Here is a 12,571-nt window from a genome sequence, read left to right on the forward strand (position 1 = left end):
CGCCGTCCGTGGCCGGCGCTATGCCTTCAAACGCAGATTGCCGGGATCGTAGGCGGGCTGCGCAAGCACGGTGGCGGCGCGCAGTTCGCCGAGCAGCGAGACGGTCAAAGCCGTGCCCGGCGTCGCCATGTCGGCCGCGACGAAGGCAAGCGCCAGGCTGCGGCCGACGCTTGGTCCGTAGCCGCCCGAGCTCACCGCGCCGACCCGCGCCGCGCCGCAGAACACCGCCTCGCCGCCGAGGACGTCGGCGTCGCCGGTGTCGATCTCGAGATAGGCGATGCGTGCGCCGTCCGTCTTGTCCATGCGCTCCATCAGCGCTCCGCGGCCGACGAACGGCTTGTCGAGCTTCACCAGCCGCATCATGTCGACCTCCACCGGCGAGACGTCATTGGCGAGTTCGTGGCCGCCGCGATAGGCCTTTTCGAGACGCAGCAGATCCAGGGCCTTGGCCCCGAAGGGGGCGATGGCGAAGGTCTCGCCCGCCGCCCACAGGGCGCTCCACAACCGGCCGAGCGCGTCGTTCGGCGCGTGCAGTTCCCAGGCCAGTTCGCCGGCGAAGGACAGCCGAAGCGCGATGACGGGAATCCCGGCGACGTCGATCTCGCGCGCGCGCAGCCAGGGGAAGGCGGCGTTGGACAGGTCGGCGCCGCTCACGCGGGCCAGAACGTCGCGTGCCCGCGGGCCGGCGAGCGTGAGGATGCCGATCTCGTCGGACCGGTTGACGATGGTCACCGCCTCGTTGCCGCGCTGGTGGACGGTCAGCCAGTCCCAGACCCGCCGTTCGGAGGGGGCACCGGTCACGAACCAGAAGCGCTCCGGCCCGAGTCGGGCGACGGTCGCCTCGCCCTCGAAAGTGCCGCGCCGGTTAAGGATCGCCGTCAGGCAGGTGCCGCCGACGGTCTTCGGCATCCGGTTGGCGCAGATCCGGTTCAGGAACGCTTCGGCCTCGGGGCCGGTCAGCTCGAACTTGGCGAAGGCCGAAAAATCGCCGAGCGCGACGCCTTCGCGCACCGCCAGCGCTTCCTTGTTGACCGTGTCGAAGGCGGCGGTGCGGCGCCAGCCGGCCGGTTCCCGGGGCGCGTAGAGGCGCGGCCGCTCCCAGCCGCCGGCCTCCTCGTAGACGGCGCCCAGTGCGTTCGTATGTGCGTGGGCGCCCGACAGGCGGATGTCGCGCCCCTCCCGGCGCTGGATCTGCGGGAACGGCATGGCCTGGCGCAGCGTGTAGTCCTCGGTTGCGCGCCGGCGGGCATAGCCGGCGTCGCTCCAGGCGCCGAAGCGGCGCGGATCGAAGGCGCGGGAGGAAATCTCGGCGCTGCCGTGCACGATCCACTGCGCCAGGGCGCGGCCGGCGCCCGGCCCCCAGGCGATGCCGACGGTCGCGCCGCAGGCGAGCCAGTAATTGGCGAGGCCGGGGGCGGGGCCGAGCAACATGGCGCCGTCGGGCGTGTAGGTGATGCCGCCGTTGACGATGCGCTTGATGCCGATATCGGACAGGGACGGACAGCGCTCGAAACAGCGCTCGAGCCAGGGCAGGATGCCGTCGAGATTGGGCTCGAAGAGCTCGTTTTCGGAATCCCAGGGACAGCCGTCCAGCCAGGCGGTCTGCGGCGCCTGCTTGTCGTAGAGGCCGATCAGCGCCGATTTCTGCTCGCGCCGGATATAGCCGCAGAAATAGTCGTCGCGGGTGACCGGAATCTCGTGGCCCATGGCGGCGAACGCGGGCACGTCGTCGGTCACCGCGTAATGATGCTGCATGGTGGTGATCGGCAGGTCGAGGCCCGAGAAGGCACCGATCTGCCTGGCGTGGTAGCCGCCGGCGTTGACCACATGCTCGCACACGATGCGGTGGCCCTGGTCGGTCAGAACCTCCCATTCGCCCGAGGCCAGGCGCGCGACGCCGGTGACGCGGCAGCGGCGCACGATCTCGGCGCCCATCATGCGGGCGCCCTTGGCCATCGCGAAGCAGGTGCCGGCGGGGTCGACATGGCCGTCGTCGGGCGTGTAGAGCCCGGCCAACACGCCCGCCGCCTTGGTGTCGTACAGGGGATTGAGGCGCGCGACCTCGTCCGGCGAGACGATCTCGGCCACCTGGCCGCGCGCCACGACCGTGTCGCGTATGTGCCGGATCCAGTCGAGATGGTCCGGCGAGGTCGCCACGCGCAGCGAGCCGCATCCGTGCCAGCTCACCGACTGCTCGGTCTCGGCCTCGATCGACTTGTAGAAATCGACCGCGTAATCGTGGATGGAGCCGAGCGCATGGCCGGCGACCATGCGGCTCACCAGCCCGGCCGCGTGCCAGGTCGCACCCGAGGTCAGTTCCGCCTTTTCCAGCAGCAGGCAGTCCGTCCAGCCTTCGCGGGCCAGATGATAGAGCACACCCGTGCCCATGTTTCCGCCGCCGATAACCACAACGCGGGCATGTTTGCGCATTCGTCCTGTTCCATCTTTTGCGAGGGGAGCTCCGGGCGGCGGGGACTTGGACCGTTCTTGGGAGCGGCGGTCCTAGCGCCTGAGCGAGATCGGCGTGTTGGCCCACACCACGACCGCGGTCACCTGGCCGGGATTTCGATAGCGGTGCGGAATCTTCGAGGGGAAGGAAAAACTGTCGCCGGGGCGCAGCACAAAAACTTCGTCGCCGAGGGTGAGTTCGATCTCGCCCTCCAGCACCAGGCCCGCCTCTTCGCCCTGATGGGCGTAAAGATCGTCGCCGGTGGACCCACCGGGTTCGTAGCGCGACATGCCCATCGCCAGCTCGCCGTCGAGATTGGCCGACAAAAGGTGATCCTGAAAGCCCATATAGTCCGTCGACGCGACGCCCGAATAGGTCAGGCGCCGGCGGCGGCCGGCGCGCACGACATAGGGGCGCTCATTTGCCGCCACCGGTCCCTCGGCTTCGAAGAACCAGCCGATAGGCACGCCCAAAACCTCGGCGATGTCCTGCAGCGCGGTGATCGACGGCCGCGCCAGGCCGCGCTCGATCTTGCTGAGAAAGCTCAGCGACTTGCCGCTTTTCTCCGCGAGCTGCTTCAGGCTGAGCCCGTGCGCCTTGCGCAGGCTCCTAAGCTCGCCGCCGAGGTGCTCGGCAGGCGTTTTTTGCCTTTTTGATGTTTGTTTTTTGCTTATCATGAAAATATTGACATCATAATTTTCATATGATGTCAATATGGCTGTTATTTTTGAAACGAGGCGAATGTCATGCAGCATTCCGAAGTGACGGCCAGGGTCAGAACCCTGTTGGGAGAGGAGGGGCTTGCGCAGGCCTTCGCGCCGATCGAGGAGGCGTCGGGCCTGCCGAACGCGGCCTACTGGTCGGAGGAATGGCTCGCCCTGGAACAGGAGCGTGTGTTTCGCCGCTCCTGGGTGTTTGCCGGCGCGGAGGCCGAGCTGGCCGAACCCGGCGCGATGAAACCGATCGAGATCGGCGGCGCGCCGCTGGTGGTGGTGCGCGGCCGGGACGGTATCGTGCGCGCCTTCCACAATGTCTGCCGGCACCGTGGCGCCCGGCTGGTCACCGAGCCGTGTCGCAAGTCCACCCTGACCTGTCCCTACCATGCGTGGAATTACGGGCTCGACGGCAAGCTGCGCGCCCGGCCGCATTTTCTCGGACCCGACCAGGTCGATCGGTTCGACAATGGCGGCGGCGACAAGCTCGATCTGGTGGCGGTGCGTACCGAGGTGTGGAACGGCTGCATCTTCGTCAACGTGTCGGGCGACGCGCAGCCGCTCGCCGACTGGCTGGCGCCGCTGCTGCGGCGCACCGGCTCCTACGATTTCTCGGCGATCCGCTGGGCCGGGAAGCTGGAATTCGAGGTGCGGGCCAACTGGAAGCTGGTCTACGAGAACTACATGGAGGGGTATCACGTCTTTGCCGTGCATCCGCGCCTGATCAAGTTCGCGCCGATGAACATCCGCTGGTCGGGCGAGTGGCAGGACCATGTCTTCTACAACGACTACGTCTTTCCGCAGGTTGAGGAAGGGCGCGGGGACGGGCTGCCGCATTATCCCGGCCTGCCGCCGGCGGACGCGCAGCGGGGCCTGTGGTTCCTGTGTTTTCCCCACTTCGCCGCCGAGGTCTATCCCGACCAATTCACCCTGCTGGTCTCCTATCCGGTCGCGCCCGACCTGACGCGCGAGGAACTGCACGTGTTTCTCGTCGGGGAGGCGGCGACGGCGGAAACCTTCCGAGAACCGCGCACGGCGCTGATGAAGATGTGGGGCGATCTCAACCGCGAGGACATCGGCGTGCTCGAGCTGCTGCAGCAGGGACGGCGGTCGCCCGCTTATGACGGCGGTCGGCTTTCGCCGCACTGGGAAGGGCCGACCCATCAGTTCGGCCGCCGCATCGTCGAGAAAGTCATGGCGCCATAACAACCTGGAAAGAGCTCGGCGGCAGCCGGTCGCGGCCGCCTGGCCGCGCCGTGGTCAGTCCAAAAGACAGTCTTCGAGAGGGTAGGTCGACAACAGCTCGTAACCGCCTTCGACCAGCAGCACCTGCTGTTCCAGCTTGATGCCGTCGCGCTCGCCGAGCGCGCCGACATAACTTTCCACGCACACCACCATGCCGGCCTCCAGCGTGCCGTCATAATGCGACGGCGTGCCGAACACAGGATTGACGCGCGGATACTCGTCCGCCATGCCGACGCCGTGGATCAGGCAGGTATAGGCGTTGGCGTGATACTCCTCCGGCAGCACCAGCGCCTGCTGTTGAAACTCAAAGAGCGTGAGGCCCGGGCGCAGCAGGGCGAGATTGTGGTCGATCTCGTCGACGGCGAGGCGGTAGAGCTGCTTCTGCCTCCTGGTCGGTTTGGCCGGCCCGCAATGAAAGGTGCGCGAGATGTCGGCGAAATAACCGAACGGGCCGATCATGTCGGTGTCGAAGCCGACAAGGTCGCCGGACTCCACCTGCCGCTGGGTCGCCTCCTGCAGCCAGGGATTGATCCGCGGTCCGGACGCCAGCATGCGACCGTCGTGCCAGTCGCCGTTATTGGCGAGATTGGTGTAGTTGAGCAGGCCCCAGAGCTGCAGTTCGGTGACGCCGGGACGAAGCGCCTGCTTCATCTTGGCGATGCCCAGTTCGGCCACCCCGATCGCCCAGCGCATGCAGGCGATCTCGTCAGCCGACTTGATGATCCGTGCCGCCTCCGAGACGGTGACGCCGTCGATCACCTCGAGCCCGCGCTGCAGCAGGGCCTGGGTGATGCTCGGGTTGACATATTCCACCGCCACGCGCCGGTTGTCGGTGCCGATCTCGGCCAGATAGCGCACCACGTCGTCGGCGAACAGCCGCGCCGCCTCGCTCAGCTCGTGGCCGCCGTCGAAGAAGTTGAGCGGGCGTGCCGGGCGCGTTTCGTCGACCATCGGCGGCGTGCCGTAGACGCCGTGGATCACCAACGGTCCCTCGACCGGCACGAACAGATAGGTGGTCGGCACATGCGACTGGAACAGCCCGTAGGTGCGATAGTCGACCGCGTAACGCAGGCTGATTGGGCTCACCAGCACGCAAAGTGCCGCGCCGGTCTCGCGCAGGGCGCCGCGCAGGCGCCCGAGGCGATAGGCATAGAGCCGTTCCATGTCGATGTCGGGCATGTCGCGATAGGTCCTGAGATCGCTCCACAGGTCGGCCGCGACGAGTTCGTCAGGGTAAGCCATGACACGCTATCCACTTCGTTGGATGATGAAAAAACGCGGCCGGCGTCCAAAACTGCTTTCAGACGCCGGCCGCCGAAGCGGGCCGGAAAAACCTGTCCACGACCGCTATGGCGCTCGGTCGAAACGCCCTCGCGGTCCAGCGCTCGGCATGGCGCGTGCCGACCCGAAAACCGGCACCCGGTTTTCGGGATCGAGCGCTAGTCGGCGAACCAGGCACGCTCGGCCAGGCGCGAGCCGAACATGGTGCGGACCAAGTCGGGTTCGACGCCGGCCACCCGGTCGCTGTAGCCGTCCAGCGCGGCCGGGAAGGCAAAGATGCAGTTGCCGCCTTCGTCGTGGCTCAGCGCCTGCATTTCCTGGTACATCCCGCGCCGCTTCTCGGCGTCGAGTTCGGTCTGCGCCGCCTTCAGGAGCTGGTTGAAGCGCTCGCCGCACCAGCGCGATTCGTTCCAAGGCGCTTCGCACTGGAAGGCGAGCGAGAACATCATGCCCGGAGTCGGGCGTACCCCCCAATAGGTCATGAAATAGGGGCGCTTCATCCACACATTCGACCAGTAGCCGTCGTCGGGTTCGCGCTTTACGTTGAGGTTGATGCCGGCCGCGCGGGCCTGCTCGCGCATCAGCACGGCCGAATCGACCGCGCCCGCAAAGGCGGAATTGGCGGCGCTCAGTTCCAGGTCGAGCGAGCTCAGCCCGGCTTGCTTGAGATGCCATTTGGCCTTTTCGGGGTCGTACTGGCGCTGGGCCAGGTCTTTGTTGAAGAACGGATCGTTGCTGGCGATCGGATGGTCGTTGCCGACTTCGCCGAAGCCGGAGAAGGCGCTGGCGACCAGCGCCTCGCGGTCGATGGCGTATTTGACCGCCTGACGCACGTCGTTGTCGTCGAACGGACCTTCGCGCACATCCATGCAGCTTGCCACGTAGGTGCTGCCGATCGTCTCGACGAGCTTGAGATTGGGCTGGCGCTGGATCAGGTTGACGATCTTCGGCTCGATCCGGTCTGCCGCGTCGACGGCGCCGGTGGTCAGCGCGTTGGCGCGCGCGGTGGCGTCGTTGATGAAGGTGAACTCGATGCCGTCGAACCAGGCGCGGTCGGGCTTCCAGTAGTTCGGGTTGCGGCGCGCCGACAAGGTCACGCCGGGCTGGAAGCGTTCCAGGATATAGGGCCCGGAGCCGATGAAGGTCGTCCAGTCGTTGAAGCCCTCGGGAATGATCTGCAAGTGGAAATCGGCGAGGATGACCGGAACGTCGGCATCGCCGGTCGCGTGCTCGACCACCACCACGTGGTCGCAGTCGGCGCGCACGTCGGAAATCCCCTCCAGCAGGCCCTTGGCGGCGGACTTCGAATCGTCCGTCATGTGCCTCTTGAGCGAATAGACCACGTCGGCTGCGGTGAGCTTCTTGCCGTTGGTGAACTCCACGTCCTTGCGCAGCACGAAGGTCCAGGTCTTGGCGCCGTTGCTGCCCTCCCAGCTTTCGGCCAGTTCGGGCATCGGGCTCTTGTCCGGCGCGAGCTCGACCAGATTGTTGCCGAACATCCAGCCATAGGCGTATTGCGGATCGGAGAAATAGGTCATCGGATCGAGACTGTCGCTCGTGCCGCCCTGCGAATAGCCCACGCGCAGGATTCCGCCTCGCTTTGGCGTCGCGGCCGCGGCGCGACCGGCAAGGCCCGGAAGGCCAATCGACGCAATGGCCGCCGCGCCGCCGCCCAGAAGGGCGCGCCGCGACAGGTTCCACGATTTCGACGGATCACGATTCATTCGAACTCTCCCTTTCGCCCCTCGTGCGGGCCGTCGCCGCCAGGGGCGGTCGGCAGCGACGCGTTCTCCCGGCACCGCGCGCCCGGCCCCGACCGCTCCTCGTTCGCGGCCTTTTTCGGGGACTGGCGCTGGTGTGCGTTTTGTTCATTGACGAGCGTACGATTGTTTTATTAACGTGTCTATAGAAAAACGATTGTATCATTCGGACAACCGGAAGCTCGATGGGGAACATACTGACGCTGGTCTTGAAGCGCCTGGCTTTGGGTGTGTTCGTGCTGTGGATCGTCTCGCTGATCATTTTTCTCGGCGTGTCGATGCTGCCGGGCGACGTGGCCACCGAAATCCTCGGCCGCTCGGCCCTGCCGGAGACGGTGGCGGCGTTCCGGCGCGAGCTCGGGCTCGATCTGCCTTTGCACGTGCGCTATCTCGACTGGCTCTCGGGGCTTTTGAGCGGCGATCTCGGCAATTCGCTCGCCAACGGGCGCGCCATATCCGAACTGATGGGCGAGCGGCTGGGCAACACCGTCTTTCTGGCCGCGGTCGCGGCCTGCGTCGCGGTGCCGGTCTCGCTGATGCTCGGCCTGTTGACGGCGCTCTATCGCGGCAGCCTGTTCGACCGTCTCACCAATCTGGTGACGCTGACCTGGATGTCGTTCCCCGAGTTCTTCGTCGCCTATATCCTGATCATGTTTCTGTCGGTGCAGCTCGGCTGGTTCCCGAGCCTGTCGACGATGCGGCCGGGCAACGGTTTTGGCGAGGCGCTGCACCTGGCCGCGCTGCCGGCGCTGACGCTGACGCTGGTGGTCGCCGCACACATGATGCGCATGACCCGTGCCGCGATCATCAGCGTTCTGGCAAGCCCCTATATCGAGATGGCACGGCTGAAGGGGGCGACGCGCTACAGCCTGATCGTCCGCCACGCCCTGCCCAACGCGCTGGCGCCGATCATCAACGTCGTGGCCGTCGACCTTGCCTATCTGATCGTCGGCGTCGTCGTCGTGGAGGTGGTGTTCGTCTATCCCGGCCTCGGGCAGCTGATGGTGGATTCGGTCCAGCGCCGCGACGTGCCGGTGGTGCAGGCATGCAGCCTGATCTTCGCGGCCACCTATGTGATGCTCAACCTGATCGCCGACATCCTGTCGATCCTGACCAATCCGAGGCTTTTGTATCCGCGATGAGCGATCCTTCCAGACCCTACGAGGCCGCGTCGCCGCCGGACAGCGGCAATGCCGGTCAACCGGCCGCCGGCGGCCTGCGCGCCGCAGCCGGCGCGTTCGCCAAGAGCCTCGGCGCGGCGCCGTGGAGCGCCTGGTTCGGTTTGGCCGTGATCGCGGTCTTCGTGATCGTGGCCGTGTTCGCGCCGCTGATCGCGCCCTATGGCGAAAGCGAGGTCGTGGGCGCGCAGTTCAGCCCGTGGTCGAACGCGTTCCCGCTCGGGACCGACAATCTCGGACGCGACACCTTCACGCGGCTGATCTACGGCGCGCGCAACACGGTCGGCATCGCGTTTGTGACCACCTGTCTGGCCTTCATCATCGGCGGCGGGGCCGGACTGCTGGCGGCCACCGTCGGACGCTGGCTCGATCAGTTTCTCGCCCGCGCCGTCGACGTGCTGATGGCGATCCCGCAATTGATTTTCGCGATGCTGCTTCTGACCATCTTCGGCACCTCGGTGCCGACGCTGATCGCCATCATCGCCGTGCTCGATTCCACGCGCGTGTTCCGGCTGGCGCGGGCGGCGGGCATGAACGTCGTGGTGATGGATTTCGTCGAAGTTGCGCGGCTGCGCGGCGAGGGGCTGGGCTGGATCGTGCGCCGCGAGATCCTGCCCAACATCCTGCCGCCGCTGATCGCCGAGTTCGGCATGCGGTTCTGCTTCGTGTTCCTCTTGATCAGCTCGCTGTCCTTCCTGGGGATCGGCATCCAGCCGCCGACGGCCGACTGGGGCTCGATGGTGCGCGACAACGCCATCCTGATCACCTATGGCGACATCACGCCGCTTCTGCCGGCCGCGGCGATCGCGCTTCTGACCGTCGGCGTCAACTTCGTCGTCGACTGGTTCCTGCATGAAACGAGCGGGCTGCATGATGAATCGTGAAAACATGTCCGACCCGCGGGACGACGTGGTGCTGGAAATGCGCGGGCTGCGCATCGAGGGCCAGAACGACGCCGGCTGGGTGGAGATCGTCAAGGGGATCGATCTCACGCTGAAGCGCGGCGAGGTGCTCGGCCTGATCGGGGAATCGGGCGCCGGCAAGTCCACGATCGGCCTGGCAGCGCTCGGCTACGCGCGGCCGGGTTGTCGCATCAGCGGCGGCGTCAGCCTGTTCGACGGCGCGGATCTCAACGTGCTGACCGAAGACGAGCTGCGCCGGTTGCGCGGCGTGCGCATCGCCTATGTGGCGCAGTCGGCGGCCGCGTCGTTCAACCCGGCCCATCGCATCATCGACCAGTTCGTCGAGGTGGCGACCCTGCACGGCGCCTGCGATGCCGCGACGGCGCGCCAGGAAGCTGTCGCGCTCTACCGCAAGCTGCGCCTGCCGGATCCCGAGACGATCGGCGACCGTTTCCCGCACCAGGTTTCGGGCGGCCAGCTCCAGCGCGCCATGGTGGCGATGGCGATGGCCTGCCGGCCCGACCTGATCGTCTTCGACGAACCGACGACGGCGCTCGACGTTACCACCCAGATCGAGGTGCTCGCCGCCATCAAGGACGTCGTGCGGGACTTTAATACCGCCGCGATCTATATCACCCACGATCTCGCGGTGGTGGCGCAGCTCGCCGACCGCATCATGGTGTTGCGCTATGGCGAGCTGGTCGAGGAGGGCGAGACGCGGCGCGTGCTCGAACGCCCGAACGCCGCCTATACGCGCGAGCTGTTGGCATCGGGCGCGGCGCGCCGGGCCGGCTCGCATGTCGGCCGGGCGATCCTCGAGATCGGCGATGTCAGCGCCGCCTATGGCGCGACCAAGGTGCTGCACGATGTCAGCCTGTCGGTGGCCGAAGGCACCACGGTGGCGATCGTCGGCGAATCGGGATCGGGCAAGTCGACGCTGGCGCGCGTGGTGACGGGCCTGTTGCCCTGCACCGGGGGAACGGTCCGCTTCGACGGCGAAGAGTTGAAGCCGACGCTGCGCGAGCGCAGCAGCGTGCTGCGCCGGCGCATACAGCTCGTCCACCAGACCCCCGACACCTCGCTGAACCCGCGCCAGCGGGTGGACGAGATTCTGGGGCGGCCGCTTACCTTCTTCCACGGCATGACCGGCGCCGCGCGCAAGGAGCGGATGGTCGAACTGCTCGACCAGATCGAGCTCGGCGAGGCCTTTCTGCAGCGCTATCCGGGCGAGTTGTCGGGCGGGCAGAAACAGCGCCTGTGCATCGCCCGCGCCCTCGCCGCCGAGCCGGACCTGATCATCTGCGACGAGGTGACCTCGGCCCTCGACCAGCTCGTCGCACGCGGCATCCTCAAGCTGTTGATGCGGCTGCAGGAGGAGTTGCGGGTGTCCTATCTGTTCATCACCCACGACATCGCCACCGTCAGGGCGATCGCAGACGAGGTCGTCGTCATGCATCAGGGGCGAGTGGTGGAGCAGGGACCGAAGGAGGAAATCTTCGTGCCGCCCCATCACGCCTATACCGAATTGCTGCTGGCCTCGGTCCCGCAAATGGACCCGGACTGGCTCGACACAATCCGCCAGACGCGCATGGCGCCGGCACAGTCATAAGCCGCGGCACCTCCCCCGGTTGACAGGCAGCCCGCTCATGCGCCACGTCGGTGGGTGAGACCGTTCGGGGGCGCGGCGTTTCGACGGCGCGACCCTGAGGGCCCACACGGGCACTGCCCTGAGCCGCGAAGTGGAGGACATGGATGCTTCTCGTGTTGGGCCGCGTGTGGGCATTGCTGTTCGGCATGACCCTGATCATGACAGGCAACGGCCTGCATGCGACCCTGCTGGCGGTGCGCGGCGGAATCGAGGGGTTCTCCTCGGCCGAATTGTCGGTGGTCATGTCGGCCTATTTCGTCGGCTTCCTGTCGGGTGCGCGTATGGCGCCGCGGCTAATCCGCCGTGTCGGGCATGTGCGCGTGTTCGCCGCCTTCGCCTCGTTCATGTCGGCCACGCTGATCGCCTTCCCGCTGGTCGCGGAACCGTGGGCGTGGGTTCTGCTGCGGGTGTTGTTCGGCTTCTTCATGTCGGGGGTCTACGTGACCGCCGAGAGCTGGCTCAACAACGATTCGCCGAACGACCTGCGCGGCAAGATCCTTTCCGCCTACATGCTGGCGCAGATGGCGGGCATGGTCGCGGCGCAATGGCTGCTCACAACGGCCGATACCGCCGGCGCGACGCTGTTCATCCTCGCCTCGATCCTGGTGTCGCTGTCGTTCGGGCCGATCCTTCTGGCGGCGACGGCAACGCCGGCCGCCGAAACCAGCAAGCCGATGAGCCTGCGCCAGCTCTACGAGAATTCACCGCTGGGCACGATCGGACTTTTCCTGCTTGGCGGCGTCTTTGCCGCCCAGGCCGGCATGGGCGCCGTCTACGGCACCCAGGCGGGTCTGTCGGAAACCGGCATCGCGCTGTTCGTGGCGGCGATGTTTCTGGGCGGTCTGGTGCTGCAATTCCCGGTCGGGTGGGTGTCGGACCGCATGGATCGGCGCCTACTGATCCTGCTTCTGGCGGCGCTCGGCGTGGCGGCCTGCGGGCTCGGCTTTTTCGCCGGCGCGACATTGGTACCGCTGCTGGTGGCCGCCTTTGCCATGGGCGGGGTGGCGAGCCCGCTCTATTCGCTGCTGATCGCCTACACCAACGACTATCTGGATGCCGACGACATGCCGGCCGCTTCCGGGGGGCTTGTCTTCATCTATGGGCTCGGTGCGATCTTCGGTCCCCTGGTCATCGGCGGCGCGATGGACAGGGCCGGCGCGCAGTCCTTCTGGCTCGTGCTGGCGTTGCTGTTTGCCATGGTGGCGTCCTACGCTTTGTGGCGGATGGCGCAGCGGCCGACGCCGCCGGTCGAGGAAATGGCGCCTTATGTGGGCGTGATGCCGGCCTCCACGCCGCTCGCCGTGGAGACGGCGCAGGCCTGGTCGAACGAATTGCAGGAGCGCGACGAGGCGGACGGAGCCGACGGGACGGACGCGCGGGATTGAGGCCCGCACG

The 12,571-nt window shown here is 66.8% G+C and carries 9 protein-coding genes; 5 read left to right on the top strand and 4 right to left on the bottom strand.

Annotation, left to right across the window (positions count from 1 at the left end):
* Window positions 1-18 precede the first annotated feature (18 nt).
* Both ACT2B0_RS21135 and ACT2B0_RS21140 read right to left on the bottom strand, forming a co-directional pair.
* Entirely contained in the window at window positions 19-2,430 is a 2,412-nt protein-coding gene (locus ACT2B0_RS21135) for an FAD-dependent oxidoreductase (RefSeq protein ID WP_473460212.1), read from the bottom strand.
* A gap of 72 nt (window positions 2,431-2,502) precedes the next feature.
* Entirely contained in the window at window positions 2,503-3,126 is a 624-nt protein-coding gene (locus ACT2B0_RS21140) for a cupin domain-containing protein (protein ID WP_473460213.1), read from the bottom strand.
* A gap of 69 nt (window positions 3,127-3,195) precedes the next feature.
* Between ACT2B0_RS21140 and ACT2B0_RS21145 the strand changes: the two genes are divergently transcribed.
* Entirely contained in the window at window positions 3,196-4,368 is a 1,173-nt protein-coding gene (locus tag ACT2B0_RS21145) for an aromatic ring-hydroxylating oxygenase subunit alpha (protein ID WP_473460214.1), read from the top strand.
* 54 nt (window positions 4,369-4,422) lie between these two features.
* On the opposite strand, the gene ACT2B0_RS21150 is transcribed toward ACT2B0_RS21145, so the two are convergent.
* Both ACT2B0_RS21150 and ACT2B0_RS21155 read right to left on the bottom strand, forming a co-directional pair.
* A complete protein-coding gene (locus ACT2B0_RS21150) occupies window positions 4,423-5,649 on the bottom strand; it encodes a M24 family metallopeptidase (protein ID WP_473460215.1) in 1,227 nt (408 codons plus the stop codon).
* Between the two features lie 197 nt (window positions 5,650-5,846).
* A complete protein-coding gene (locus ACT2B0_RS21155) occupies window positions 5,847-7,412 on the bottom strand; it encodes an ABC transporter substrate-binding protein (RefSeq protein WP_473460216.1) in 1,566 nt (521 codons plus the stop codon).
* A 221-nt stretch (window positions 7,413-7,633) separates the two neighbouring features.
* On the opposite strand from ACT2B0_RS21155, the gene ACT2B0_RS21160 reads away from it, so the two are divergent.
* The 4 genes from ACT2B0_RS21160 to ACT2B0_RS21175 all read left to right on the top strand — a co-directional run bounded on the left by ACT2B0_RS21160 (window position 7,634) and on the right by ACT2B0_RS21175 (window position 12,561).
* The gene (locus tag ACT2B0_RS21160) at window positions 7,634-8,590 is read left to right on the top strand and encodes an ABC transporter permease (RefSeq protein WP_106573060.1); all 957 of its coding nucleotides are present in this window, start codon (window positions 7,634-7,636) and stop codon (window positions 8,588-8,590) included.
* Complete coding sequence (locus tag ACT2B0_RS21165; protein ID WP_473460217.1) at window positions 8,587-9,510, top strand: ABC transporter permease; 924 nt, start codon at window positions 8,587-8,589, stop codon at window positions 9,508-9,510. Before ACT2B0_RS21160 ends, ACT2B0_RS21165 begins: the two co-directional genes overlap by 4 nt.
* A complete protein-coding gene (locus ACT2B0_RS21170) occupies window positions 9,497-11,137 on the top strand; it encodes an ABC transporter ATP-binding protein (RefSeq protein ID WP_473460218.1) in 1,641 nt (546 codons plus the stop codon). Before ACT2B0_RS21165 ends, ACT2B0_RS21170 begins: the two co-directional genes overlap by 14 nt.
* A 143-nt stretch (window positions 11,138-11,280) precedes the next feature.
* Window positions 11,281-12,561 (top strand): MFS transporter, encoded by a 1,281-nt coding sequence (locus tag ACT2B0_RS21175; RefSeq protein WP_473460219.1) that lies wholly within the window; start codon window positions 11,281-11,283, stop codon window positions 12,559-12,561.
* Window positions 12,562-12,571: the final 10 nt, after the last annotated feature.

Source organism: Nitratireductor sp. J20-h4 (assembly GCF_056780505.1).

Excerpts from the sequence above, each read along its gene's own strand:
- ACT2B0_RS21135 (WP_473460212.1), bottom strand. The coding sequence starts at position 2,430 with ATGCGCAAACATGCCCGCGTTGTGGTTATCGGCGGCGGAAACATGGGC.
- ACT2B0_RS21140 (WP_473460213.1), bottom strand. The coding sequence starts at position 3,126 with ATGATAAGCAAAAAACAAACATCAAAAAGGCAAAAAACGCCTGCCGAG.
- ACT2B0_RS21145 (WP_473460214.1), top strand. The coding sequence starts at position 3,196 with ATGCAGCATTCCGAAGTGACGGCCAGGGTCAGAACCCTGTTGGGAGAG.
- ACT2B0_RS21150 (WP_473460215.1), bottom strand. The coding sequence starts at position 5,649 with ATGGCTTACCCTGACGAACTCGTCGCGGCCGACCTGTGGAGCGATCTC.
- ACT2B0_RS21155 (WP_473460216.1), bottom strand. The coding sequence starts at position 7,412 with ATGAATCGTGATCCGTCGAAATCGTGGAACCTGTCGCGGCGCGCCCTT.
- ACT2B0_RS21160 (WP_106573060.1), top strand. The coding sequence starts at position 7,634 with ATGGGGAACATACTGACGCTGGTCTTGAAGCGCCTGGCTTTGGGTGTG.
- ACT2B0_RS21165 (WP_473460217.1), top strand. The coding sequence starts at position 8,587 with ATGAGCGATCCTTCCAGACCCTACGAGGCCGCGTCGCCGCCGGACAGC.
- ACT2B0_RS21170 (WP_473460218.1), top strand. The coding sequence starts at position 9,497 with ATGATGAATCGTGAAAACATGTCCGACCCGCGGGACGACGTGGTGCTG.
- ACT2B0_RS21175 (WP_473460219.1), top strand. The coding sequence starts at position 11,281 with ATGCTTCTCGTGTTGGGCCGCGTGTGGGCATTGCTGTTCGGCATGACC.